Below are 25901 nucleotides of genomic sequence, written 5' to 3'. Positions count from 1 at the left end.
TTAACATGATCTTTCAGGCACGGATTTACACGGATAAACAATCCGTGCCTAAATTATGGCTAATCGTGAGCAGGATTTTGTTTTGACATACCTCCTTTTTTGAACCATTTTGACCAGCCAAACAGTAATTCGGGTAGGATAATCCGTAATTTGTATGAAAGCATAACACTTCTGACTCCCTATCTTTGCAATATCCGACAAAACTGAAAACAAAAGGGCATACGCTCCCTGTTTATAAGTCAGGATCAAAGAAAACATATAAAAAAGACGAGTATGGAAACAGTAAAATTAAACAACGGCGTTGAAATGCCGATTTTAGGTTACGGAGTTTATCAGGTGACGCCTGAAGAGTGTGAACGCTGCGTGTCGGATGCCATCCGTGCAGGTTATCGGTCCATCGATACGGCACAAGCCTATTACAATGAGGAAGGCGTCGGCCATGCCATCCGGAAATGCGGTGTGCCACGTGAAGAGTTGTTCATCACGACAAAAGTCTGGATCTCGAACGCCGGGGAGAAAAGAGCAAAAGCATCGATCGACGAGTCGTTGCGCAAACTACAAAGCGATTATGTCGACCTATTGCTCATTCATCAACCTTTCAATGATTACTACGGGACTTACCGCGCTATGGAAGAAGCCTATAAAGCAGGAAAAGCCCGCGCCATCGGTGTCAGCAACTTCTATGCCGACCGTTTTGTAGACCTGGCTAAGTTCTGCGAGATCAAGCCGGCTGTCAATCAGATGGAGACACACGTCTTCAACCAGCAAGTCAAACTACAGGAAATCATGAGGAAAGAAGGCACACGACTCATGTCGTGGGGACCGTTTGCCGAAGGAAGAAATAATTTCTTCACTAATGAAGTATTGAAAGCGATCGGCGAACAGCACAACAAATCCGTGGCTCAGGTAGCATTGCGCTTTCTCATCCAGCGAGGAGTGATTGTCATTCCTAAATCGACCCATAAAGAGCGGATGATAGAGAATATCAATGTGTTCGACTTCACTTTGTCTGCAAAAGAAATGGAAGAAATTGCCCAACTCGACAAAGCAGAAAGCCTGTTCTTCTCACACTACGATCCGGAATTTGTCAATTTCCTGATCAATTTATAAACAAAAAGAGGTGTCAAACGCGGGAACAGGGCAGTTTGACACCTCTTTTTTACTGTTTTATTGATGTTCCTGGCGCAGCAAATCGTTCACCGTCTTAACCGGGTTGAAGGTTTCGATAGGCACCTCGACAAAGATCGTATTCCAGTCACTCATCGCACCGTTCCACAAACCGGGCAATTCCAACGCTTTCAGTTCGCGGCCGTCCTTGCTCTTATAGGAGATAAAACCGGTGTTCTTGTCCACATAGTCCGGCAAATTGAACTTCTCGCCTTTATAGTTCTTCAACGCGCAAACCAGATCCACAGGATTGAAGTGCGTGCCCTTTTCGAACATCGCCTTCTTTTCGGGATCCTTCAAATCGATCTGCGAGCTTTCGAGAATCTGCAAAGAGACAGTTCCGTCCGGGTTGACAGCGAGGAACGGCCCACCGCCCGGTTCGCCGACATTCTTCACCATACCGCAGACACGCAACGGGCGGTTCAACTTACTCTTAATATAAAGAATCAACTCGGCATCTTCCAACAACTTCATTTCCGGGTTCTTCACACACAGGTCTTCCTGCAGGAAATGAATCATCTCTTCCACCTGGTCGTGCGAATACTTGCCGCTGTCGATCAGTTCCAGATACTTGAAGATACGTTCCTGCAAAGAGACCAGCACGCCGGCGATCACCTTCTTGAAGATAACGGTCGAACACTTGAAACTGTCCGGAACCACATTATCGATGTTCTTGACAAACACCACATCGGCATCCACATCGTTCAGGTTTTCGATCAAAGCGCCGTGACCGCCCGGACGGAACAAGAGATTGCCGTTCTTGTCGCGGAACGGATTGTTTTCCATATCGGCAGCAATCGTATCGGTACTCGGTTTCTGGACGCTGAAAGAAATATCGTATTTGACAGAGAATTTCTCTTCATAGACTCCCGCCTTTGCGGCAACCAGCTGTTCGAACAACGCCTTATGTTCGGGCGACACCGTGAAATGTATATTCACTTCACCGGCATTGTTCTTCGCATACATCGCACCTTCGGCCAGATGTTCTTCCATCGCCGTGCGGGCAGTCTTCGGATAAGAATGGAAAAGCAACAGACCTTTCGGAAGCTGTCCGTAGTTCAGCCCTTTCGGTTCCAGCAGGTTGGCGACAACCGCCTTATACTGTCCGAGAGCAACCAACGCCGGAATATCTTTCGCTTCATTCTCGACGCAAGCCCGGTTCAAGGCATCATAGAAGGCAAACTTCGTAATGTCGTCGAAGAACTTCTTCTCAAACGCATTCTGAGGTTCGTCATAACCGGCAGACAGGAACTCATACAGGTTCTTGAACATACGGCTTGCCGCGCCCGAAGCCGGCACGAACTTCACAATCTTCTTATTCTTTGCCAGGTAAGCATCCCAGGCATCCATATAAGTAGCCTGTTTTTCCTGCGGGATCACCATAACCCCTCTCTCAACCGAGGCCGAAGCCGTAATTTCCAGAAAAGGAAACCCTTTCACGAAACAAGCCAATTGTTCTTCAATCTGCTTTTCGCTGATCCCTTTAGCCGCCAGTAACTCTAAGTCTTTTGCGTTTAGCATAGTATATCTTTTTAATAAGTTAATAATCAGACACGCAACAAGGGCCTGCCGGCCTATGTATATCGCAAATGTATAAAAATACCATTAGAAATGCACTGATATTCGCAGAAAAACTTACTTTTACGGTATGTTTTACGGACAGCCCACAAAGAGGCAGTAAAAAAACAGACGACTATGGATATACAACCGTTCTTTACCGAAGAGGAGAAAAAACAATTTTTCTCCAAGTACAAGCAATTATTACGCCATCTGTACTCTTTCCTGAAGAAGGAAGATCTGGGTAAGATGAAGGAACTGATGAAGCGGGTGGTGGCTTTGGATTGTTACGGACGAGACAGAAACGGCATCAACGGCCTGCTCCGCAATATCGACACGGCATTGATCGCCACTACGGAAATCGGATTGAAGCGCACGTCGGTCATCGCTCTCCTGCTCTACCGCCCGGTCATGAAAAAGATCATCACGCTGGATGAAGTGAAAGACACATTCGACGCGGATGTCACCCTGATCATCAGCCGCCTGCTGAAGACTTCGGACCTTTACGCCCGCAATACGGCTGTCGACTCCGAGAACTTCCATAAGCTGCTATTCTCGTTTGCCGAAGATGTGCGCGTGATCCTGATCATGATCGCCGACCGCCTTTGCCTGATGCGCCTCGGCAAACACCTGAAGAACGACGAAGACCGGAAACGGCTGGCGACGGAAGTTTCCTACCTGTACGCCCCGCTTGCCCACCGCCTCGGATTGTACACGATCAAGAGCGAGCTGGAAGACTTGTCGCTGAAATATACCGACCGCAGGCAGTACGACTTCATCAAACGGAAACTGAACGAGACGAAACGTTCGCGCGACGCCTACATCGCCGAGTTCATCGCACCCATCAAAAGCAAGCTGGAAGACGCCGGACTCCGCTTCGACATCAAGGGGCGCACGAAGTCCATCCACTCCATCAACAACAAGCTGAAGAAACAGAACATCCCGTTCGAAGACATATACGACTTGTTTGCCATCCGCATCATCCTCGACACGCCGTATGAGAAGGAACGTTCGGACTGCTGGCAGGTCTACTCGATCATCACGGATATGTACCAGCCGAACCCGAAGCGCATGAAGGACTGGATCTCCATCCCGAAGACGAACGGTTACGAAAGCCTGCATATCACCGTGATGGGACCGCAGAACAAATGGGTGGAAGTGCAGATCCGCACCCGCCGCATGGACGAGATCGCCGAACGGGGACTCGCCGCCCACTGGAAATATAAAGGGGGAAAAGCGGAAAGCGGGCTGGACGAATTCCTGAACACCGTACGCGCCGCCCTGGAAACGAAAGAGAACAACCCGCTCGACCTGATGCAGGACTTCAAGATGGATCTGTACAAAGACGAGATCTATGTCTTCACCCCGACAGGCGAACTGATCAAGCTGGCCAAAGGGGCGACCGTGCTCGACTTTGCTTTCGCGATCCATACCAAGTTAGGATGCAAATGCGTCTCGGCAAAGGTGAACGAGAAGAATGTACCTATTAAATATACCCTGAACAACGGCGACACGGTTTCGATCGTCACCGCTCCCACCCAGACGCCCAAGCGAGACTGGCTGAACATCGTCGTCACCTCCAAAGCGCGGGTCAAGATCAAACAGGCGCTCCGCGAAGAGACGGCCAAGGCGGTGGACTTTGCCAAAGAGATGTTGCAACGCCGCTTCAAGAACCGGAAGATCGAGATGGAGGAACCGATCCTGATGCGTTACATCAAGAAGAAAGGGTTCAAGACCGTCACCGACTTCTACGTCGAGATCGCCGAGGAACGCCTCGACCCGAACCAGGTGATCGACGAATACCTGGAGCAGGTACGCCGGGAAACGGAAACAAACGAACACACCGAAGTCCGCAGCGCCGAGGAATATATCACGACAACCGAGGCGGAAGAGATCGCGACGAACAAAGACGTGCTGGTGATCGACAAGAACCTGACGGGCATCGAGTATAAGTTGGCGAAGTGCTGCAACCCGATCTACGGGGACGAGGTGTTCGGTTTCGTCTCCACGCAAGGCATCAAGATCCACCGTATGGACTGCCCGAACGCGCAGGAGATGTTCAGCCGTTTCGGCTACCGCATCATCCAGGCCAAATGGAGCGGCAAGGGGGACAACGGGTATATCGTCACGCTCCGGGTCATCGGCCGTGACGACATCGCGATCGTCACCAATATCACCTCCGTCATCAGCAAGGAAACGGGCGTCACGCTCCGCTCCCTGAACATCGACTCGGTAGACGGGATCTTCCAGGGAAACTTCACGGTGATGGTGCGCGACACGACGGCCTTGAACATGCTGACCAAGAAGATCAATGCGGTGAAAGGGGTAAAGACGGTCGAAAGGCTGAACTCCTGATAACAAGTTGCCGTCCAACCGCCCCGATATCGTGAGCCTGTCCGAATCCATGATTCCCTACTTCGACTCGAACATCCAGCCGACAGAGGAGTTGCTGCAACTGAAGGTACTGCCGCCGCTCTACATCGACTACGGCCAGCCGGTCACGATCGGGAAGGGATGCTACAAGCATGTAAACAACTAAAAAGAAAAACGGCAGATTCGCGGACATCAATCTTGGAAAAGCGGCAAAAACGCTTTATTTTTACAATGGAAAAGCGGCGTATTAATTCCGTCGCCTCTTATAATCGAATCAACAAGAGAAAATTATGCTAAAGAGAAAGATAGACAATTATATCAAGCATTATTACGAGACCACTCGTAATGCGTTGCTTATCACCGGCGCACGACAAATCGGTAAGACCTATTCGATTCGTGAGTTTGGCAAGACGTTCAAGAGTTTTGTCGAAATCAATTTTATAGAGTCCCTCGAAGCGGGGCGAGTTGGATTTCGTTATCGAATTAGAAGGCAAAGTCTTGCCCATCGAAGTGAAGTCGGGCAAAGACTACGAAACGCACCGCGCCTTGTCCAATATCATGGATTGCAATGAATACGATTTGTCAGAGGCTGTGGTATTCAATAATGACAATTTACGGGTAGCCGGTAAAATCATTTATGCTCCCGTCTATATGGCGATGTTTCTCGAAAAGAACAATACGGCTCCGACCCGCTACAAAGTAGATTTGTCGGGATTGTAATTATTTCAATCCTTTATAACTGATAGTTCGTGTTATTATTGATATGTGTTGCCATGAAAACACTCACGACGCCCCTGCGATTCTACGAAAAGATCGTTGCTTTTTCTCACCCTTCCCCACGCCAGTGAGAAAAGTTTCTCATGGCGGTGAGAATTTATTCTCATGCGCGTGAGAAAGTTTTCTCATAGGCAGGAGAATAGTTTCTCACAGGCAGGAGAATATCACGATATGCTATTCCCAGTCATAATCGTCCCTATAGGCGTCAAACACAGGTTCGGATGTAATCCCATACGTCCGGAATATGTTTTTAATAAACACCTGTTCTTCCGGGGTAATGGGCCGTTCGCCGTTCCGCATCCGATAATACGTACTCCGTCCGAAGTGGCTATAAATCGGACGTTTGACGGCAGTTGCATCCCGGTAAGTCAGATTATCATACAAATGCGACATGCCGACAGCGAAACGCATCAATCTCTTTTCCCGGAAAAAAGGACAGGACTTCCCATCCGAACCTACCTTATTCGGATTCACGACAGCAACATAATTCCGATCCGCCGGAATCAGGGCGGCCAACATATGGCGAAGACATTTGCCGGCACACGCACATTGCCCGTTAAAACAATGAGCATAATCATAAGGCGCTGACTGGTAATTAAATTCAGGTTCCATTTATTTTTTCTTTTTACGATTATAAAGGTTCAAACGACTATCAAAGCTTGGACAGGCAGAATCAGACAACCGGTTTCAGCCCCATCTTCTCCGCCCGTTGGAGCATAAAGGCGCGGGCGGCCTCATGTTCGTTCGGGATCACGCCGTCGAGGATGGCGTTCTTGATGGCATCTTTCAGGACACCGACCGGCTGGGAAGGGGGAAGCCCGAATGTTTCCATGATCTCCTCTCCCGTCACAGGCGGCTGGAAGTTGCGCACGCGGTCTTTCTCTTCTATATCGGCAAGCTTACTGCGGACTTTCCGGAAGTTATTCAGGAAGCGCCGCACCTTTTCGGGGTTCTTGCTCGTGATATCCGCCTCGCAAAGTTTCATCAGGTCGTCTATATCGTCGCCCGCATCAAACAGCAGGCGGCGGATGGCCGAATCCGTCACCTCATCGTCCGACAAGGCGATCGGGCGCATGTGCAGGCTGACCATCTTCTGGACATATTTCATCTTCTCGTTCATCGGCAGCTTCATCTTGCGGAAGATACCGGGAATCATCTTCTCGCCGATGAAATTATGATTGTGGAACGTCCAGCCCAGGCGCGGGTCAAAACGTTTCGTCGCCGGCTTGGCTATGTCATGGAAAAGGGCGCTCCAGCGCAGCCACAGGTTGTCAGTGGTCTTGCTCAGGCGGTCGAGCACCATCAAGGTATGGGCGAAGTTATCCTTATGCCCGATCCCTTCCTTCGTCTCCACACCTTTCAGGGCGCAAAGTTCGGGGAAGATCAGAGGCAACAGGCCGCAACGGTCCAGCAGGTCGAAGCCGACAGAGGGTTTCGGCGAGAGGACGATCTTGTTCAACTCATCCACGATACGCTCTTTCGAGATGATCGAGATGCGCTCCTTGTTCCGTTCGATCGCATCGAAAGTGTCGGGATCGATAAAGAACCCCAACTGGCTGGCAAAGCGGACGGCACGCATCATGCGCAACGGATCATCGCTAAACGTAATATCCGGATCGAGCGGCGTACGGATCAGCAAGTTGTCCATGTCGGTCAAGCCGTCGAAGGGATCGACCAGTTCGCCGTACCGGTCCTTATTCAGGCAAAGCGCCAAGGCGTTGATCGTAAAGTCGCGGCGGTTCTGGTCGTCTTCGAGTGTCCCGTCTTCGACAACCGGCTTGCGGCTGTCATGCGTGTAGGATTCCTTGCGGGCGCCGACAAACTCCAGTTCCAGGTCACCGGCCTTCACCTGCGCCGTACCGAAGTTCTTGAAGACGGACAGGCAAGCTCTCCGGCCCAACCTCCGGGCAACGGCTTTCGCCAGTTCGATGCCGCTCCCGACGGCAACGACATCGATATCTTTGGAAGGACGATGCAGAAAGATATCCCGCACATAACCGCCTATCACGTATGCCTCCACTCCCAACTCATCCGCTGCTTCGGAAATCAAATGGAACGGCTTCGCCGAAATATGTTTTAATATGTCTTCTTGTTCTATATACATATATATATTGTTTATCAACAAATTTATCTGTTACTTTTGGCTTGATCCAAAAGTAACCAAAAGATCAAGGCTGAACCGTCCAGGCTACTCCGGGCAAAGGCTACGCTGTCGCCTGCGAAACTCGCTTCGCTCAAACAACGCAGGCTCCTGCCGCTCCGCCTTTCCCCTCCGCTTGACGCCTGTCCGCTTAGGCCTTTCTTAGAAAGCTACGCTTTCTTTTGGGATGGCCGATGCCGCCTGCTTCTTTGCGATCCCGCAGAAGAACTGCCGGTATCGGCCATCCCCAAAGAGCCGCCAGGCTCTATCTCCGGCCTAAGCTGGTGAGCGTTAAGCGCAGAGACCGCAGTGAGCGTCCGGGGCGTCTGCTGTCTGAGCGAAGCGAGTTTCAGACGCGACAGCGAACGAAGGGAACGGAGTAGCGAAGCAGGTTCGGCCTTGATCTTTTGGTTACTTTTGGATCAAGCCAAAAGTAACAGACACGCAAAGATAATTAAATTCTTGCGGGGATACTAATTCTCTCTTTTTCCAATATCTTTGCAAGCGAATAATAAGGAATAGACAATTAAACAAGTATCATAATGAAAAAGTCAGCAATCTGTATAGCACTTGCAGCCGTGGCACTGGCCGGTTGCAGCAATGACGAGAAGAATGCACAGGCAAGGCTGGACAATGCCCGGAACATGTTTGAACGGAATGAGTTCTTTGCCGCCAAAAGTGAGATAGACAGCATCCGCATCCTGTACCCGAAAGAGTTCAAGGTGATCCGGGAAGGTCTGACACTGATGCGCCAGGTGGAACAAAAGGAAGCGGAACGCAATTTGGCCTTCTGCGACAGCCTGATCCCTGTCAAGCAGCAGGAACTGGAAGGGTTGAAGAAAGGTTTTAACTTCGAAAAGGATTCCGCCTATAACGAAATCGGCAATTATGTCTCCAAGCAGCAGACTATCGAACGCAACATCCAGCGTTGCTACATCCGTTCCGGCGTAAACGAGAAAGGCGAGATGTACCTGGCAAGTGTTTATTTCGGAGGCAAGCCAATCAACCATACCGGCATCAAGCTGAGCACACAGGACGGCCTTTTCGCCGAAACGCCTGCCATCCCTTACGACGGTGGCCTGAACTACCATTTCAAGGACTTGGGGAATACAACCGAAGTCGTGACCTATCAAGGAGAGAAATGCGAAGATGCCGTCAAGTTCATTTTTGATAACAAAGGGGAGCGCATCAAGGTTGAATATACGGGCGGCAAGCCTTATATCCTCTACATTGCCGATGCGGACAAGAAAGCGATCGCCTCGACCTATGAACTGGCTGTCGTATTAAGCGACATCGAAAAACTGACGAAAGAGAAGGAAAAAGCCATTAAGAAGCTGGCTTATTTGGAAAAGAAACTTTCAGGCGAGAAGTAAGTCTTCTGCTACCTTTACTCAATAAAAAGAACCAGGTTCGCGGATAACGCGGATTGAACGGATAATCGCGGATCTTTATTCAATCAATAAAATAATCCGCGATTATCCGTCTTATCCGCGTCATTCGCGAACCTGGTTCTTTTTCACGAGTTATAAACTCTTATTTCACAATCACTTTGTAGGTAGTATCACCTTCGACTGTTACCAATACGATACCGGATGCAGCAGGCATTGAGAAGTATTCAGAACTTGCCCGGCGAACACCGATTGTCTGTCCCAAGATATTAGACAATGTAATCATTCTGCCGGAGGCATTCGTCACGATCACCTGTCCGTCATTGCTGATCACCTTGATCTCAGAAACATTCATTTCCTCGTTGGCTGTCGGAGCGGAAGCGGTCTGTACTTCGAATGCGGCACTCGGAGTAGCCTGCATTACGGCGAAGCCGTTCACAACACCGACATAAGGCTTGCCATCCGTAGCCTTCAACTGACTCTGATTTTCCAGATAATAACCGCCTTCTTCCGCAGTCTTGAATGCGAAGAGAGCAGGGCTGTCCTTCATTGTCTTGATTGAATCATGAGAGATGAACATTGCATAAGTAGTAGCCTCAATACCTGTTCTTGTTGTATCTTTAGCTGCTAAGTAATAGCGAATGTTTGCTTCAGCTTTACCACCATTCACAACGCCAGAAGAAATAAAATACAATTGTTTACCAGCGATGACCGTGTCTTGTTCAACCCACAAGCTAAAGTTATCAGCTTCGTAATTTGCCTTTGTAATCGGATTGCCTTCATCTTTCATTTCAGCAAAGAAGTTCAGCGGATTCATCACTAAAGCATTGTTGTTATAGGCCAAACGTTTGTGAGCACTTGCAAATGAAGCATATTCGGGTGCGTCAACGGCTTCAAGGTTTACATAAGCTGCTTTATCAGACAACTGTACACAAGAGGTATTGACATTCATACCTACATAATGATTATCAGCAGTCAACATCGCGTACTTTTCAGCAGTAGCGTCAGAAATGAACTTAAATGATAAAGCGGACTCCGATTTAGAAAATTTCAAACTATCTGATTGAGCGGTTATCGTATCGCTGTTAAACAAACCTTTCAGCTTATAAGAAATAACAAAAAGCTCATCTCCCAATGTCGTTGCACCACCGGCAGGAAGTGTATCGCTCGGAATCAGTTTAAAGATTGCAGCATCTTTAGCATCACCTACCTTACCTTTCAGGATAGAATCGGTAGTATAAGCATAAATGTTACTTACTCCTGTTGTTCCAGAAACCAAGTTCAAGACATAACCGTTAGCATTCAATTCGTCTTCAGTGAAGTAGAGAGAACCTAAATACTTGTCGTTCAAATTAACAGCCTGCCAAGAAACTTTCACAGAATCAGCACCAAACAAATATGTGTTTTCTTTTCCTTGCACAGCAAATACTTCCTGATTTAAGATCATCTCAGAATTTGATTGACGGTCGACAACAGAATATTTACCGTTATTTTCTTTAATGTACCACTGGCCTCTTGCCAAATTAACAGAAGGAACACTGTCGCCTCCCATAAAGGTATTTTTAGTCACGTAATATTTACCATTATCAGCACCTTCACTTACCTTCTGCAAGAAGTAAACGCCTGTACCGGTCGGGATTGTAACGGGAGTTCCCTTTGAAACTTTAATTAAAGGCAGTTTACCTTGCAAAGGCTGAGCATCCGCATTAAATTCAGAAACCGTTAAGACCTTAGTACTACCTGTTTGAGCATAAACAACGCGAACCGTATCGTCCACAAGTTCCAAATCTCCATTTACGTCAGGAGCTCCAGCAACAAACATTGCCAAAGAATCATTCTGTAAATTGACAACAAACTTAAAATGTTGACAACGTTCATTCGGACGCAAAACTTTACGTGTTGAATCCAAAGCAAATCCTGCACCAAATACGTTCTCTTGATTATTAATTGTTGTTTTAAGTGTATCAACACCTAAAAACTTCTTAACTCCATTCGGATATGCTTCATTTCCTTTTACTTGTAAAGTCATAAAGCCTTTATCTCCAACAGAATTAGCAATCAAGTCTTCACCTGTAAAGATATTTCCTTCATATTGATCTCCGAATGTCAACTGAAAAGTACTGAAACCATCACCAAGATCCTGCGGGGTCATTGTCATTGTGTCAGGCTTAGTTACAGTCAACTTCAGATCTGTTCCTCCAGTAAAAACAAGACCACCTTCTTTCAAAGCTAACTTCATCGTTCCTTTATCATCACCCAATGAAGCACTTAAAATGCCATTATCAAACTTCCATTTATCAATACCCGGACGTAAAACAGGAGCGGCATTCAAAGAATCAGCAAAAGACAAAATAGCATTTGTCTTTTTGTTTTTAAATTGATAAACTGTACCTGCTGTTTCATTTATTCCCGTAATTTCCCACAATGCAGAATCACGAGCAGCTTTATCTACTTTCTCAAACGAAGTGATTTCTTTCACTACTACCGAATCAGCTTTATTTCCGTCCAAAGACAGATAATTATTTCCATCGACTAAGTAATAATAATTACCGACAGTCCAATCTTCACTCGGAACATTATCTGCCGCACTTGCCGCAGTAAAAGTTCCTACCGTCATCAAGGCCGCAGCCAAAAGTGTAAATTTTTTATTCATATGCAAAATGTTTAATTATTCAATCCTTTAACAAGGGCAAAGATAGAAAAGTTCAGTTTCACAAAATTATAATCAACTATAAAAGATACTTACATCCGGGCATAATGTACAAAAACGCCATTATCCGTGCCATAATAAAAAAGGCCCGCCACCGAAGTGACGAGCCGGGAATCATTTTCTCTTATAATCAAATAATAATACTAAAGTAATGAAATAAAGTTCTTAATATCTTATACTTATATTTTCTTTGTTAATTATTATAATGATTGACAAAGATAAATCTTTTTGTTCAAAGTTCTATCCTTCAAAAGGACTCCTTACAAAACCTGCCGATTATTGAACGAACCCTTTTCTTTTCAGGACAAATCAGTTATCAGCCCGATGTACAGTGAGTTGCGGGAACGGGAAGTTGATGCATTTTTCATTGAATGTTGCATAAACCGCCTGATTGATGCCGAAATAAACATCCCAATAATTCGGACTTTCCACCCATACACGGACAACAATATTCACACTGCTGTCGGCCAACGCATGCAAGGCGATGAAAGGAGCCGGATCAACCAGAATGCGGGAGTCACGGGCAAGGATCGTTTCGATCACCGCCTTTACCTTATCATAATCCTCGCCATAATCGACACCGAACGTCCAATCCACGCGGCGGGTAGCCTGCCGGCTGAAGTTCGTAACCGCTCCGCTGCTGAGCGAGCCGTTCGGGATATACACCATCTTATTGTCGGGCGTCGCCAAGATCGTGTGGAAAATCTGGATTTCCTTCACCGTACCGCCTGTGCCCTGCGCCTCTACATAGTCACCGACTTTGAAAGGCTTGAACAAAAGAATGATCAATCCGCCCGCAAAGTTCGCCAAGTTCCCGCTCAACGCCATACCGACAGCGACACCGGCGGAAGCAAGAAGAGCGGCAAACGAAGTTGTTTGTACACCCAGCGCACCCACAACCGAGATGATCAATAAAATAGTCAGGACAACATTTACCAAACTTCCGACAAATGTCTTTACCGAAGGCTCGATGTCACGTTTCAGCAAAACCCGTTTTATCAGTTTATTCACCAAGTTAATCAGGAGACGCCCGACTATAAAAACCAAAAACGCCTTGATAAGCGTCCATCCCAATGCCGCCCCTTGCGTCATCAGGGAATTCAAAATACCTTCCAACCCATGTGAAAAGTCAATTGCTGCTACTATCATAATTATTCATATTTATGGAAATTCATATTAATTACATAACAAGCATTCCTTCTAAAAGTATTAGAAATTGTAGCAAAGGTATAAAGTTTTTTTATTCGAATAAAGAACCGATTTTATTATGTAGTTTTGCAAACGGTCAAATAACAGATATAAACGATAGAGAATGAGGACTTTCTTGATTATTATAGGTTTGTTCCTGTTTATAGGAAACAGCTTTGCACAATCATACGAAGAATTAATAGAGAAAAGCTACGACTTCGTAGATAAAGGCGACTTGGCATCCGCAGAGGAGAGCCTGAAAGCGGCCATGCGCAAAGAATCGGCTAACCCGCTGAACTATGCCCTGCTCACGAACCTCGGAACGATACAACGCCGGCAAGGGAAACTGCAAGACGCACTCATCTCCTACACTTCCGCGCTAAGCGGCCACACCAAGAATATCACCATTCTCGAAAACCGGGCTTCCCTTTACACCGAACTGGGAGAAACCGAGAAAGCATTGAACGATTATAACACGCTCTTGATAGAAGATCCGGAACATCAGGAGGCGCTTTATTGCCGCGGACTGCTCTATATACAACTACAAAATTATATGTGGGCGGAACAGGACTTCGACAAGATCCTGGAAGTAAACGAGAAATCCGTACGCGGACGCCTCGGCCATGCCATCCTGGAAAAGATGCGCGGGAACTATGACGAAAGCGAGCGGATATTCAACTACCTGATCAGCGAAATGCCCCGCGACTGGGTCCTTTACGAAGGACGGGCAGACTTGTATTTCATGATGGGAAAGAATGCACGGGCAATGGCGGATATAGAAAAGGTCTTTACCGAAAGCGAACCGACCGCCAACCTCTATGTGCTGAGAGGCAAGATCAAGCTGGCACAATACGAAAAAGAACGAGCCGCCCTCGATTTCAAGAAAGCCGAATCGATGGGATATAATAAGGAGGTAATCAAGGAATTGATGAAACTCGCCCAACAGTAAACAAACAAATATTTTCTAACATACTTAAATCATCTTACTCATTATGCAGAAAGACACTAAACGCAATTTTGCGCTCGATGTACTGCGGGTACTGGCCTGCTACATGGTAATCCAGGTACACACCGGAGAGTTTTATTATATCGGCCCGATCGGGGACGTGATAAAAGGGGAGAATGCTTTTTGGGTAGACCTTTACAACTCGGTCTGCCGCTCGGCTGTTCCTCTGTTCGTGATGCTGACCGGATATTTCCTTCTCCCGGTAAAAGACGAGCCGGCACAATTCTTCCGCAAACGCTTCACGCGTGTAGTCATACCTTTTATATTCTGGTGCATCGCTTACTCTTTCTATCAGTTCTTCCGGGGGCAGGCGGACTTTGCTACCGCTTGCATGAATATCCTCAAAATCCCGGTAAACTTCGGGACACAAGTGGGACATCTCTGGTACGTCTATATGCTGATGGGACTGTATCTCTTCGCTCCTATCATTTCGCCCTGGTTAAAAACAGCTTCGCGAAAGAGCATCGAGCTATATCTTGGGATATGGGCCTTTACTCTGTGCGTGCCTTATATCCATCTGGTATTTCCGGATATATTAGGGGAATGTTTCTGGAACGGGACTCCGATGTTATACTATTTCTCCGGGTTGCTGGGATATATGGTATTGGCTTATTACCTGCGGACATATGCTTCGGAACCGAAAAGCTGGAACCTTCCGGTCGGCATCGCTTTATTGGCAGTGGGCTATTTCATCACCTGGTACGGCTTCCACGAACGGTTATCGACAGCCGAATATGTCCCGCAGCTGGAAATCACGTGGGGATACGAAACTATCAACGTGGCAATGGTGGCAACGAGTATTTTCCTGTTGGTCAAGAATATCCGGATCAAGAACCCGGATTCTTCCTGTGGAAAGCTGGTTACGGATATATCGATCAAGAGCTACGGGATTTACCTTGTACATATCATGTTGCTGAATCTGTTTTATGACCTGTTGAACAATCTGTCCGACAGCGCCATGATCAAAATTCCGGTAATCGCAATCTGTACTTTCATTACTTCTTATTTAGTAATCAAAGCCCTCTCCTATCTGCCGAAGAGCAAATACATAATCGGATAATCGGACAATGGGGAATTGACAATTGACAATTACTTTCAGCCGATTTGAGCAGCGAGAAGCTAAATTGTCAATTGTCAATTGTTAATTATCAATTGTTCTCTATATAATCGACAATCCATGCACCGACCTCTTTCGTGCCATATTTCGCACCGCCTTCCACCTGGATTTCAGGGGTACGGACATTAGCGTCCAGAGAAGCATTCACTGCCTCGCGGATCAAAGCGCCTTCCGCCTTGCAACCAAAATACTCGAACAGCATGGCAACCGAAAGAATCTGTGCCAACGGGTTGGCGATATTCAATCCTTTAGCCTGTGGCCATGAGCCATGAATCGGTTCGAATACAGGAGTGCTCTCGCCCGTCGAAGCGGAAGGGAGCAAGCCCATCGAACCGCTGATGCAAGAGCCTTCATCCGTAAGGATATCGCCAAACGTATTCTCCGTCACCATGACATCAAAGAATTTGGGTTCCTGGATCATACGCATGGCCGCATTGTCGACATACATGTAGTCGGTCTGAACTTCCGGATAAGAAGGAGCCATCTCTTGAGCGATCTGGCGCCACAGACGCGAAGAAGCCAGGACATTCGCCTTGTCGACCACCGTCAGATGTTTCTTCCGTTTCATGGCGTATTCGAAACCGACTTTCAAGATGCGCTCGATCTCAGGGCGTGTGTACATATTGGTATCGTACGCCTTATCGTTATCCTGATATTTTTCCCCGAAATACATGCCTCCCGTCAGTTCACGGATGCACAGGAAATCCGCACCGTCCACCAAGTCGGCACGAAGCGGTGATTTATGCAGCAGGCACTTGAAGGTTTGTACGGGCCGGATATTCGCAAACAGCCCCAGTTTCTTACGCATAGCCAGCAATCCCTGTTCAGGGCGCACCTTGGCTGTCGGATCGTTGTCGAACTTCGGATCGCCTACGGCAGAGAAGAGGACGGCATCCGCTTCTTTACAAATCCGGTACGTTTCTTCGGGGAAAGGGTCTCCCACCTTGTCGATAGCATCGGCCCCGCAAAGAGCATACTCATAACGGACTTCATGTCCGAATTTCTTACAAACGGCACTCATCACATCCACACCTTGTGCAGAGATTTCAGGACCGATCCCGTCACCGGGAAGTACAGCAATATTCAATTTCATATTCGTTTGATATGTTATTATTCTCTTTTAAAATAGACGTATTTAGGTTCTGTCGGGACATAGTTTTCATCATCCCACAGCGTACTTGTGATCATCAGGTCGGCACTATACCGGTTACAAGCGATAGGCACGTTATGGACACGGCACTGGCGAAGCAACATTTGGATATCGGCCTCGTGCGGCTGCGGGTTCAGGTCGTCGATCAGGAATACGGCAAGGTCTATTTCCTTCCGTACGACCATCGCTGCAATTTCGGCATCTCCACCCAGCGGGCCGGAATGCATGCAGGCGATATCCGCCGGGACACCTTTTTCTTCCATTGCCTTCCGAACCAGATTTCCGGTTGTTCCGGTACATACAATGTGATGATGGGACAGAAATTCAGCATTGTGAACAGCCCATTCTACCATGTCAGCCTTCCGGTTGTCGTGCGCAACAAGCGCGATTGTTAACTTCTTCATAACTTCAATAATTTATTAATTAGCCAAATCCTTGATATGTGAATTATCCTATAAAAGAAACCTGCGTAAACAGGAATTGGTTCATCGCATAACCGTCATATCAATTCATCGGTACATTATTATTGTTCTATCTTGTTCAACATTTTCAGTGTCGCCTTGATGGCAGCTTCTGTCTGGTCAGCATCGAGACCACGGGTTTTAAAGTCCACTCCCGCATAATTCCAGCTGATGATGGTCTGTACAAAGGCATCGGTCCGTCCGCCGGGCGGTATGGAAACGGAGTAGTTGGTCAGCATCGGGAAAGGACGTCCCAGATCGGTATATATCTTCCGCAGGGCACGTACGAAGGCATCGTATTGTCCGTCGCCGGAAGCCGACTCCTGGTAGGCTTCGCCGTTGATCTCTATCTTCAGGGTGGCGACCGGTTTCAGTCCCTGCGCCAAAGACAGGGAATAATTCAGGATGCGGATGCGCTGGTCGGCCATCGTATCGTGATGAAGCACATCGCTGATGATATACGGGAGATCTTCCGTCGTAACCATTTCTTTCTTATCCCCCAGTTCGATAATCCGCTCGGTAACCTTGCGCATGGAATTTTCGTCGATATCGATTCCCAACGATTCGAGGTTCTTGCGGATATTCGCCTTGCCGGAAGTCTTGCCGAGGGCATATTCGCGGACACGGCCGAAACGTTCGGGCAGCAAGTCATTACAATACAGATTGTTTTTGCTGTCGCCGTCCGCATGGACGCCGGCGCATTGCGTAAAGACATGTTCCCCGATAATCGGTTTGTTGGGCGGGATATGAACGCCGGAGAAGGTTTCCACCAGACGGCTGGCGTAATTGATCCGCTCCTCCCTGAGCGTCGTCTCCACTCCCAACTGGTCTTTCAGCACGGCAAGCACACTGCTTAGCGGGGCATTCCCGGCACGTTCCCCCAATCCGTTCAACGTGGTATGAAGTCCTTCTATGCCGGCACGGACAGCGGAGTAGACATTGGCTACCGCCAGGTCGTAGTCGTTATGGGCATGGAAATCGAACTTCAGGTCCGGATAGCGCGTAACCATTTCCTTACAATACTCGTAGGTGTTGCCGGGGTTCAGGATGCCGAGCGTATCGGGCAACATGAAACGCCGGATCGGCAGGTCGCGGAGCGAATCGACTGCCTGAAAGACATATTCAGGCGAGTTCTTGATACCGTTCGACCAGTCTTCCAGATAGACGTTCACGGCGATCCCCCGTTCGGTCGCCAGGTTGATGACGGAACGTATATCGGCAAAATGCTGTTCGGGAGTCTTACGAAGCTGTTCCGTCACATGCTTGTAAGAACCTTTGCAGAGCAGGTTTACCACACGGCATCCGGCTGCTTCGATCCAGTCGAGCGAGACGTTGCCATCTACAAAGCCGAGCACTTCGAGCTTTTGCAGGTTTCCGGTACGTTCCGCCCAGGAAGCCACACGCTTCACGGCCTCAAACTCGCCGTCCGAGACACGCGCTGAAGCTATCTCCAGACGGTTCACACCCAAGTCGAGCAATGCTTGTGCAATACTCAGCTTCTCATGCGCCGCAAAAGAAACCCCCGATGTCTGTTCCCCGTCGCGCAGGGTGGTATCCATTATTTCGAGCATAATTATAAATTCTTGTTTCTATTAGTATGGGACACAGATGACACAGATTGGACAGATGAACGCAGATTTACTTTCGTCTAATCTGTGTCATCTGTGCCCCTTGTTAATACTTATCTCTCAATGTTTCAAACGCTTCGATCTTTGCTTTGTTGGATAACAAGTAGTCGATGTCATCGAGACCGTTTACCAGACAGTCTTTTTTGTAGGCGTTGATGTCGAAGTGCTCGCTCTTGCCCGTGGCCTTGTTGGTGATGGTTTGGGCGGGCAGGTTGACTTCGACTTCTGTTGCAGGATCGGCATAGATAGAGTCGAAAAGCTCGGCCAGGAACGGTTCGCTTACGACAACCGGAAGGACGAAGTTATTCAGCTCGTTGTTTTTGTGGATGTCGGCAAAGAAGCTGCTGACAACCACACGGAACCCGTAATCGGCAATCGCCCACGCAGCATGCTCGCGGCTGGAACCCGAACCGAAGTTCTTTCCTGCCACCAGTATCTGACCGCTATAGGTCGGGTCGTTCAAGACAAACGATTCGATTTTGTTACCTTGCTTGTCATACCGCCAGTCCCGGAAGAGGTTTTCGCCGAAACCTTTCTTGTCGGTTGCTTTCAGGAAGCGGGCAGGAATGATCTGGTCCGTATCCACATTCTCCAGAGGAAGGGGGACGCAAGTAGATGTTATGATGTTGAATTTCTGTTTCATCTCTTTATCTGATTTTATCGTTTAAATATTTGATTTCACACTGACACCGTGTGTAACGTTACACACCCTTTCTTCATAAGAATGTCCGCGGATCGGTAATCTCGCCCGTTACGGCGGCAGCGGCGGCAACCAACGGTCCGGCGAGGATCGTGCGTGCGCCCGGTCCCTGGCGTCCTTCGAAGTTACGGTTGCTTGTCGAAACGGCATATTTCCCTGCCGGGATCTTGTCATCGTTCATCGCCAGACAAGCCGAACATCCCGGTTGACGCAACCGGAAACCGGCTTCTTCAAATATCTTGTCCAACCCTTCTTCGCGGATCTGCGCGTCTACCATCCAGGAACCGGGAACCAGCCAGGCAATCACATGACCGGCTTTCTTCCGTCCCTTTACAATGGAAGCGAAAGCGCGGAAGTCCTCGATACGGCCATTGGTGCAAGAGCCCAAGAAAACATAGTCGATCTTCTTACCCAGCAATGATTCACCCGGTTCGAAGCCCATATACCCCATTGATTTCATAAAAGAGACTTTCTCCACTTCGTTCATGCCCTCGGCAGTCGGGATATGTCCGGTGACCCCCATTCCCATACCCGGATTGGTTCCATACGTTACCATCGGTTCGATATCGGCAGCATCAAACAAAATCTCTTTGTCAAACACGGCATCGTCACCGCTCTTCAGCGTTTTCCAATAGGCAACCGCCTTTTCCCATTCTTCACCCACCGGAGCGTTTTCACGTCCCTTGAGATAAGCAAAGGTTGTTTCGTCGGGAGCGATCATCCCGCCGCGCGCCCCCATTTCGATAGAGAGGTTGCACAAGGTCAGGCGGCCTTCCATCGTCAGGCTGCGGATCGCCGAACCTCCATATTCGATGAAATAGCCGGTGGCGCCGCTGGTCGTCACCTTCGACATGATATAGAGAGCGACATCCTTTGCCGTCACTCCTTTTCCCAAATTGCCTTCCACACGGATGCGCATGGTTTTCGGTTTTGCCTGCAAGATGCACTGCGAAGCCATCACCATCTCCACTTCGCTGGTTCCGATACCGAAGGCAACGGCCCCGACCGCTCCGTGCGTGGAAGTATGCGAGTCGCCGCAAACGATAGTCATTCCCGGCAAGGTCAGACCGCGTTCGGGTCCTACCACATGGATGATGCCGTTCCGTTCATCCATCATCCCATAATGAGTCAGACCGAAATCGGCAGCATTCTTTGCTAACGTATCGACCTGGTTCTTCGAGACAGGATCTTCGATCGGTTTATCCTGATCGTGTGTCGGCGTGTTATGGTCCGGCATGCAATAGATACGTTCCGGACGGAGCGGTTTCAAACCACGTGCGCGCATACCGGCAAAAGCCTGCGGACTGGTCACCTCATGACAGTACAACCTGTCGATGTAAAGCTGTGTGGGTCCCTCTTCGATTTTCGCTACCACGTGGGAATCCCAGATTTTATCGAATAATGTATTCATATTTGATTTATGATTTCAGATTTATGATTTCACAAATTTATTAATTGCATCGATAAATGCCTCTACAGAAGCAGCAATAATATCGGTATTCGCTGCAAAACCGTAATAACGGTTTCCTTCGTATTCGACCTGCATATGCACTTTACCCATGTCGTCACTGCCTTTGTTGATCGCCTGGATCAGGAATTCCTGGATCGTCATCGTACGGTGGATTATGGATTTCACCGCTTTGATAGCCGCATCGACAGGGCCGTTGCCTGAAGCGGCAGCTTCGAACTTCTCGCCTGCGATATTCAAGCAAACGCTGGCCACGGACTGCAACCCGACACCGGAGGTCACCTGCAAATATTCCAACTTGATGCGGTGCATAGCCGTGCGGTCCTTTCCGGCAAGCATCAGTACATCGTCGTCGTTGATATCTTTCTTGCGATCGGCCAGTTTCAAGAATTCTTCATAAACCTTGTCCAGCTTTTCCTGCGACAGTTCGACACCTAACACCTGTAAGCGATGTTTCAATGCCGCACGTCCGCTACGGGCGGTCAGTACGATTGCGTTATCGTCGATTCCCACATCTTTGGGGTCGATGATTTCATAACTTTCACGGTTCTTCAAGACGCCGTCCTGATGGATGCCGGAAGAATGGGCGAACGCGTTACGTCCGACAATCGCCTTATTAGGCTGGATCGGCATATTCATCAGGCTGGATACCATACGGCTGACACCGTAAATCTTCGTCGTATTGATATTGGTGATAATGTCGCGTTCTTTGTGACTTTTGAAGATCATTGCTATTTCTTCCAAAGACGTATTTCCGGCACGTTCACCGATACCGTTCATCGTGACCTCCACCTGACGGGCTCCGTTCAGCACGCCCTGTACGGTGTTGGCAGTCGCCATCCCCAGGTCATTATGGCAATGGGTCGAAAGGATCGCGTTTTCGATACCGTCCACATGTTCCATCAGATACTTGATTTTCGCGCCATATTCGTCCGGCAGGCAATAACCGGTCGTATCGGGGATATTCACCACCGTAGCCCCTGCCTTGATGACAGCTTCTACAACACGTGCCAGATATTCGTTGTCCGTACGTCCGGCATCCTCACAATAGAACTCGATGTCTTCCACATATTTCTTAGCATATTTGGTAGCGGCAATGGCGCGTTCCAGAATTTCTTCGCGATTGGAATTGAATTTGTATTTGATATGAGAATCAGAAGTTCCGATACCGGTATGGATACGTCCGCGCTTGGCAAATTTCAGGGCTTCGGCCGCCACATCGATATCTTTTTCCACCGCACGGGTAAGCGCACAGATCGTAGGCCAGGTCACGGCTTTTGATATTTCAACAACACTATTGAAATCTCCCGGACTCGATACGGGGAAACCAGCTTCTATCACATCGACCCCCAGTTCTTCCAGTGCTTTGGCGACCTGGATCTTTTCAATACTGTTTAACTGGCAACCCGGCACCTGTTCACCGTCGCGTAATGTCGTGTCGAAAATAAATAATCTGTCTGACATAGTTCTTATCGTCTTAAATTAATACCTATTCTTAATTCTTAAAATGAAAAAAGCCTCTCTCACAAGGAAGTGAGAAAGGCTTTTTCATATCTTAATGCCCAGCAAAGCATACACAGTCTCACTTCCTATCCCGTTCCCAGAGTAGAATAATATTTAGAGAAATAATGAGACTGTTTAGCATTTCCTGTTTCATCTTGTCCTTTAACTTGTTTTTGTTTGAACGCTGCAAAGATACGGCCTTTTTCCAAACCGCCAAATATAATTCGGAGTTTTTTATCGGCATTTCCTTATAAAACGTAAGACAAATGCAGAAGATCGACTTCAATTCATAATCCGAGATCTACTTATCGAACTGCATCCGCTCTATTCCTTATGGAGAATTGATCCAGCACTTTCCCGTCCACATCCACGACCTGTATTTTCAGTTCTTTCGGATCGGCAGTCGCTTTCAGGACAGCCGTATTGGAATTGACGATAATCGGGAACGGTGTCCGGTCCGTTGCCTCCTGATGGATGAAACGGTGGAGGTGGCCGCACAGCATCACGTCCGGCTTGGCATCGCGCAGCAAAGGCATGAATTTATTCTCCACTTCCAGGTTTCCATGCCAGCCCCCGATCGGCGGGATATGGGCAACGACGATCTTGAACGGCGCTTCCTTATATTCTTTGCTATCCAATACCTGACGCAACCATTCCGCCTGTTCCGTCCGGTATTCGTCATAAACCGTTATGCCGGCATACTCGATATCGGAATCCGGTTTATCCTCTCCCGTATCGAGGATCACGAAACAGATCGGGCCTTGCCGGAACATATAGTAGATATTCTCTTCTTTCGGAGAAAAGTAACGCTGGAATTCGGTTGCAAAAGCACCACGCGTTTCATGGTTGCCTCTCGTATAATACATCGGGATCTCGGAGGCGAACAGCTTGGCCGCCGTATCCATAAAACCGTCGAAGATATGATTCTCCTCATTGAAGACCGACACCATATCGCCGTTGAAAAGGAAGAAATCCGTCTTTTCCAGATCGCATTTGGAAACCAGGTTCGTCAGAACGTCATTCCTGCCATGTATATCGTTCACCATCGCAAATGAGACGGCATTATCCGCCGGATCGCTCGTCTTGAACACCAACGGCTTTTTGGAGTAGACATCAGTCGAGGCGTAATTTCCATAGATAACCTTATGTCCGACATGGCTCAATACTTCTTGTACGAAGACGCGATAGCGATAGTTCGTGCCCGGCTTAAGCCCTTTAATCTTCACGGTATGGATCGTAGATGTGTTCTTTACTCCGTTACGGGCATCGTAATGCTTGGGACGTTCGGCGGCATAAAAGTTCGTATCATCATCCGGCGCCAGCTCCACCCAACCGACAGACGGTTTATCCGACAGCCATACGATCGTCACTTCATCAGCCCCCAGATTCTGCAAATAAGGACCATGCACCAACCGAATATTCGACTCTACCGCTCCTGCAAGGCTAACCGACAGCCAAAGAAACGCTATTAAAACTTGAAATCTTTTCATGATATAAAACTATTTAAGTTATTCAGGCTACGAAAATACCGCTTCCAGCCTATAAACACTTGACTAAAATCAGTGTTTATAGATGTAACCCGTCCAAAAGTAGTAAAAAAACAAACACGGATATACAAGGCAAGAATGGTTTTCATCCCTATAGCCTTATATATCCGTGTCTAAAATTATCCAGAAAGCGCTACTTTCCTTTTTTACCTATCAATTATTTTCCGGGCGCAATTTGCGGACAACCGCACCTGCACGCCACATTTCGCTTTCGCGCAATGCTGCCAGTTCTTTTTCCAAGCCTTCGCGATAATCCGGTTTGCTGTTCGTATCGATAGAACGCTGCGCTTCGTTGCCACAGGCGACCTCACGATATAATTTCTCAAATACAGGCTTGACGGCATCGTGGAACGGGCCCATCCAGTCCAAAGCGCCACGCTGTGCAGTCGTAGAGCAGTTTGCATACATCCAGTCCATTCCATTTTCTGCAAACAGCGGCATCAAAGACTGCGTCAGTTCTTCGACCGTTTCATTAAAAGCTTCAGATGGTTCGTGGCCGTTTTCACGCAGTGTCTCGTATTGGGCCAACAGCAAGCCCTGGATAGCTCCCATCAAAGTGCCACGTTCGCCGGTCAGGTCGGAATAAACTTCCTTCTTGAATGTCGTTTCGAACAGATAACCGGAACCCACGCCGATACCCAAAGCGATCACACGGTCCCAAGCTTTGCCTGTCGCATCCTGGAAGATTGCATAGCTGGAGTTCAGGCCACGTCCTTGCAGGAACATGCGGCGCAAAGAAGTACCGGAACCCTTCGGTGCGATCAGGATCACGTCGACATCAGCTGGAGGGATGATATTGGTACGTTCCTTGTAGGTGATAGCAAAGCCGTGAGAGAAATACAGCGCCTTGCCCGGAGTCAGATATTTCTTGATACGCGGCCAGCATTCGATCTGGGCGGCGTCGGAAAGCAGGACCTGTATGATGGTTGCTTTTTCGCAAGCTTCTTCGATACCGAACAATGTTTCACCCGGAACCCAACCGTCGGCTACGGCCTTGTCATACGTCTTGCCGGGACGCTGTCCTACGATAACGTTGAAACCGTTGTCACGCAAGTTCAAGCTCTGTCCAGGACCCTGAACGCCGTAACCGATAACTGCGATCACTTCATCTTTCAATACTTCTCTTGCCTTTTCCAACGGAAATTCTTCGCGGGTTACTACGTTCTCGTCAACACCGCCAAAATTCATTACTGCCATTTTCTTTTACTATTAAATGTAATGTGTGTTAATAAAATAATTCTTTGTTTGTTCAACGCCATGTAACGGCGGCACGACAGATCGCTTTGCCTTCGTTACAGATCGCCATATCGTATTTTCCGGCATCCGCCTCCTTCTTGTGCAACATGAGCTCCATCCCATATTTGCCCTCGGACTGGTAGGCGATTTCGAAACGTTTGATATCTTTCGTCTTGAACAGGTTCAGATCGAACAGATCCAAGAGATGTTCCATATACTTGATGCTATTCAGGTGGCCGTTGATGTCGAGATCGCTGTACTTAATGACATAGGGGATTCCTTCCGTGTCATTCTCCACTGCCGCAATCTTTCCCGGCTTCTCGATCGGGCAGGGACGATCCGTGACATAAGCGCTCAGCCCGGCGACATCCAGCAGGGTCGGCCGGCGTGTTTCCACATCGATGGCCGCCCAGATAGAGCGGGCATAGCCGAATGTCTTACCGCCAGCATCCACCAGCTCGAAACAACGGCTGGTAAAGAGTCGGCCGACTTCATCCACCCAGGTATACAGAGTTATGGGCTCGGACATGGCAGGATATTCGATCATTTCGATTGCCAGGCGGGAAAGCACCCAGGCAGTATGCCGTTCCGACATATCGTTGAAACCGAACCCGCGTTCGGCGGCATGGGCGGATGCGACATGTATCAGGTAGTTCCCGATCATCGGGATCGTCACGCGTCCACGGAAATCCAACAGGTACGGTTCCGTGACGAAATGAAATTCTCCTACTTTGTTTTTGTCCATAATTCTATGCTTTTGTCGGAGCGGTTCGCGAACCGCCCGC

Annotated in this window: 20 protein-coding genes and 1 pseudogene; 7 read left to right on the top strand and 14 right to left on the bottom strand. The window is 48.2% G+C overall.

Features of this window, described 5'->3' with window-relative positions; translation table 11 throughout:
- Nucleotides 1-273: 273 nt before the first annotated feature.
- Nucleotides 274-1110, top strand: a complete 837-nt coding sequence (locus tag RDN79_RS08910) for an aldo/keto reductase (protein WP_298552941.1) — start codon at nt 274-276, stop codon at nt 1108-1110.
- A 57-nt stretch (nt 1111-1167) separates the two neighbouring features.
- Here RDN79_RS08910 and RDN79_RS08905 read toward each other — a convergent pair whose 3' ends face one another.
- Entirely contained in the window at nt 1168-2688 is a 1521-nt protein-coding gene (locus RDN79_RS08905) for a DUF4301 family protein (protein ID WP_298552940.1), read from the bottom strand.
- A gap of 174 nt (nt 2689-2862) precedes the next feature.
- On the opposite strand from RDN79_RS08905, the gene RDN79_RS08900 reads away from it, so the two are divergent.
- The 3 genes and pseudogenes from RDN79_RS08900 (at nt 2863) to RDN79_RS08890 (ending at nt 5817) form a co-directional block, all read left to right on the top strand.
- Entirely contained in the window at nt 2863-5079 is a 2217-nt protein-coding gene (locus RDN79_RS08900; protein WP_298552939.1) for a bifunctional (p)ppGpp synthetase/guanosine-3',5'-bis(diphosphate) 3'-pyrophosphohydrolase, read from the top strand.
- Nucleotides 5080-5083: 4 nt separating this feature from the next.
- Nucleotides 5084-5206, top strand: a pseudogene (locus tag RDN79_RS08895) (AraC family transcriptional regulator); the annotation flags it as partial.
- 356 nt (nt 5207-5562) lie between these two features.
- Nucleotides 5563-5817 carry a hypothetical protein gene (locus tag RDN79_RS08890; RefSeq protein WP_298552938.1) on the top strand — a complete coding sequence of 85 codons (255 nt, stop codon included), beginning with the start codon at nt 5563-5565 and terminating at the stop codon, nt 5815-5817.
- A gap of 231 nt (nt 5818-6048) precedes the next feature.
- Here RDN79_RS08890 and RDN79_RS08885 read toward each other — a convergent pair whose 3' ends face one another.
- Together RDN79_RS08885 and RDN79_RS08880 are read right to left on the bottom strand one after the other, a co-directional pair.
- Nucleotides 6049-6486, bottom strand: coding sequence for a DUF6078 family protein (locus RDN79_RS08885; RefSeq protein WP_298552937.1), 438 nt, complete (start codon nt 6484-6486; stop codon nt 6049-6051).
- A gap of 61 nt (nt 6487-6547) precedes the next feature.
- Complete coding sequence (locus tag RDN79_RS08880; RefSeq protein WP_298552936.1) at nt 6548-7978, bottom strand: CCA tRNA nucleotidyltransferase; 1431 nt, start codon at nt 7976-7978, stop codon at nt 6548-6550.
- A gap of 578 nt (nt 7979-8556) precedes the next feature.
- Between RDN79_RS08880 and RDN79_RS08875 the strand changes: the two genes are divergently transcribed.
- Nucleotides 8557-9387: a hypothetical protein gene (locus RDN79_RS08875; RefSeq protein WP_298549871.1), complete on the top strand. Its 831-nt coding sequence runs from the start codon at nt 8557-8559 to the stop codon at nt 9385-9387.
- 160 nt (nt 9388-9547) lie between these two features.
- Here the strand turns inward: RDN79_RS08875 and RDN79_RS08870 are convergent, their stop codons facing one another.
- Both RDN79_RS08870 and RDN79_RS08865 read right to left on the bottom strand, forming a co-directional pair.
- Nucleotides 9548-12055 (bottom strand): DUF6383 domain-containing protein, encoded by a 2508-nt coding sequence (locus RDN79_RS08870; protein ID WP_298549870.1) that lies wholly within the window; start codon nt 12053-12055, stop codon nt 9548-9550.
- Nucleotides 12056-12421: 366 nt separating this feature from the next.
- Nucleotides 12422-13204 (bottom strand): mechanosensitive ion channel family protein, encoded by a 783-nt coding sequence (locus RDN79_RS08865; RefSeq protein WP_298549874.1) that lies wholly within the window; start codon nt 13202-13204, stop codon nt 12422-12424.
- Between the two features lie 220 nt (nt 13205-13424).
- Between RDN79_RS08865 and RDN79_RS08860 the strand changes: the two genes are divergently transcribed.
- Both RDN79_RS08860 and RDN79_RS08855 read left to right on the top strand, forming a co-directional pair.
- Complete coding sequence (locus RDN79_RS08860) at nt 13425-14249, top strand: tetratricopeptide repeat protein (RefSeq protein WP_298549869.1); 825 nt, start codon at nt 13425-13427, stop codon at nt 14247-14249.
- A gap of 43 nt (nt 14250-14292) precedes the next feature.
- The gene (locus RDN79_RS08855) at nt 14293-15366 is read left to right on the top strand and encodes an acyltransferase (protein WP_298549868.1); all 1074 of its coding nucleotides are present in this window, start codon (nt 14293-14295) and stop codon (nt 15364-15366) included.
- A gap of 88 nt (nt 15367-15454) precedes the next feature.
- Here the strand turns inward: RDN79_RS08855 and leuB are convergent, their stop codons facing one another.
- The 9 genes from leuB to RDN79_RS08810 form a co-directional block, all read right to left on the bottom strand.
- Complete coding sequence (gene leuB / locus RDN79_RS08850) at nt 15455-16516, bottom strand: 3-isopropylmalate dehydrogenase (RefSeq protein ID WP_298549867.1); 1062 nt, start codon at nt 16514-16516, stop codon at nt 15455-15457.
- 17 nt (nt 16517-16533) lie between these two features.
- Nucleotides 16534-16977, bottom strand: a complete 444-nt coding sequence (locus tag RDN79_RS08845; protein WP_008149824.1) for a methylglyoxal synthase — start codon at nt 16975-16977, stop codon at nt 16534-16536.
- Between the two features lie 119 nt (nt 16978-17096).
- Nucleotides 17097-18605, bottom strand: coding sequence for an alpha-isopropylmalate synthase regulatory domain-containing protein (locus RDN79_RS08840; protein WP_298549866.1), 1509 nt, complete (start codon nt 18603-18605; stop codon nt 17097-17099).
- Between the two features lie 103 nt (nt 18606-18708).
- Nucleotides 18709-19305 carry a 3-isopropylmalate dehydratase small subunit gene (leuD, locus tag RDN79_RS08835; protein WP_298549865.1) on the bottom strand — a complete coding sequence of 199 codons (597 nt, stop codon included), beginning with the start codon at nt 19303-19305 and terminating at the stop codon, nt 18709-18711.
- A gap of 73 nt (nt 19306-19378) precedes the next feature.
- Complete coding sequence (leuC, locus tag RDN79_RS08830; protein WP_298549864.1) at nt 19379-20773, bottom strand: 3-isopropylmalate dehydratase large subunit; 1395 nt, start codon at nt 20771-20773, stop codon at nt 19379-19381.
- A gap of 21 nt (nt 20774-20794) precedes the next feature.
- Nucleotides 20795-22294, bottom strand: a complete 1500-nt coding sequence (locus RDN79_RS08825) for a 2-isopropylmalate synthase (RefSeq protein WP_298549863.1) — start codon at nt 22292-22294, stop codon at nt 20795-20797.
- A 344-nt stretch (nt 22295-22638) separates the two neighbouring features.
- On the bottom strand, nt 22639-23823 hold the full coding sequence (locus RDN79_RS08820) for a metallophosphoesterase (protein WP_298549862.1): 1185 nt from the start codon (nt 23821-23823) through the stop codon (nt 22639-22641).
- A gap of 210 nt (nt 23824-24033) precedes the next feature.
- Nucleotides 24034-25077: a ketol-acid reductoisomerase gene (gene ilvC / locus RDN79_RS08815; RefSeq protein ID WP_008149840.1), complete on the bottom strand. Its 1044-nt coding sequence runs from the start codon at nt 25075-25077 to the stop codon at nt 24034-24036.
- A 52-nt stretch (nt 25078-25129) separates the two neighbouring features.
- Nucleotides 25130-25861 carry an acyl-[acyl-carrier-protein] thioesterase gene (locus RDN79_RS08810; protein WP_298549861.1) on the bottom strand — a complete coding sequence of 244 codons (732 nt, stop codon included), beginning with the start codon at nt 25859-25861 and terminating at the stop codon, nt 25130-25132.
- Nucleotides 25862-25901: the final 40 nt, after the last annotated feature.

The sequence above is a fragment of the uncultured Parabacteroides sp. genome (genome assembly GCF_902493135.1).
In the GTDB taxonomy this organism is placed as follows: domain Bacteria; phylum Bacteroidota; class Bacteroidia; order Bacteroidales; family Tannerellaceae; genus Parabacteroides.
The sequence above is the reverse complement of the archived record's forward strand: the minus strand, read 5'-3'. Positions and strand labels throughout refer to the sequence as shown.

Bases quoted from the DNA above. Each gene is read 5' to 3' on its own strand.
- RDN79_RS08855 (WP_298549868.1), top strand. From the start codon at position 14,293: ATGCAGAAAGACACTAAACGCAATTTTGCGCTCGATGTACTGCGGGTA.
- RDN79_RS08885 (WP_298552937.1), bottom strand. From the start codon at position 6,486: ATGGAACCTGAATTTAATTACCAGTCAGCGCCTTATGATTATGCTCAT.
- RDN79_RS08900 (WP_298552939.1), top strand. From the start codon at position 2,863: ATGGATATACAACCGTTCTTTACCGAAGAGGAGAAAAAACAATTTTTC.
- RDN79_RS08860 (WP_298549869.1), top strand. From the start codon at position 13,425: ATGAGGACTTTCTTGATTATTATAGGTTTGTTCCTGTTTATAGGAAAC.
- RDN79_RS08820 (WP_298549862.1), bottom strand. From the start codon at position 23,823: ATGAAAAGATTTCAAGTTTTAATAGCGTTTCTTTGGCTGTCGGTTAGC.
- RDN79_RS08865 (WP_298549874.1), bottom strand. From the start codon at position 13,204: ATGACGCAAGGGGCGGCATTGGGATGGACGCTTATCAAGGCGTTTTTG.
- RDN79_RS08825 (WP_298549863.1), bottom strand. From the start codon at position 22,294: ATGTCAGACAGATTATTTATTTTCGACACGACATTACGCGACGGTGAA.
- RDN79_RS08840 (WP_298549866.1), bottom strand. From the start codon at position 18,605: ATGCTCGAAATAATGGATACCACCCTGCGCGACGGGGAACAGACATCG.
- leuC (WP_298549864.1), bottom strand. From the start codon at position 20,773: ATGAATACATTATTCGATAAAATCTGGGATTCCCACGTGGTAGCGAAA.
- ilvC (WP_008149840.1), bottom strand. From the start codon at position 25,077: ATGGCAGTAATGAATTTTGGCGGTGTTGACGAGAACGTAGTAACCCGC.
- RDN79_RS08875 (WP_298549871.1), top strand. From the start codon at position 8,557: ATGAAAAAGTCAGCAATCTGTATAGCACTTGCAGCCGTGGCACTGGCC.
- RDN79_RS08910 (WP_298552941.1), top strand. From the start codon at position 274: ATGGAAACAGTAAAATTAAACAACGGCGTTGAAATGCCGATTTTAGGT.
- RDN79_RS08870 (WP_298549870.1), bottom strand. From the start codon at position 12,055: ATGAATAAAAAATTTACACTTTTGGCTGCGGCCTTGATGACGGTAGGA.
- RDN79_RS08845 (WP_008149824.1), bottom strand. From the start codon at position 16,977: ATGAAGAAGTTAACAATCGCGCTTGTTGCGCACGACAACCGGAAGGCT.
- RDN79_RS08905 (WP_298552940.1), bottom strand. From the start codon at position 2,688: ATGCTAAACGCAAAAGACTTAGAGTTACTGGCGGCTAAAGGGATCAGC.
- leuD (WP_298549865.1), bottom strand. From the start codon at position 19,305: ATGAAACAGAAATTCAACATCATAACATCTACTTGCGTCCCCCTTCCT.
- RDN79_RS08810 (WP_298549861.1), bottom strand. From the start codon at position 25,861: ATGGACAAAAACAAAGTAGGAGAATTTCATTTCGTCACGGAACCGTAC.
- leuB (WP_298549867.1), bottom strand. From the start codon at position 16,516: ATGAAATTGAATATTGCTGTACTTCCCGGTGACGGGATCGGTCCTGAA.
- RDN79_RS08880 (WP_298552936.1), bottom strand. From the start codon at position 7,978: ATGTATATAGAACAAGAAGACATATTAAAACATATTTCGGCGAAGCCG.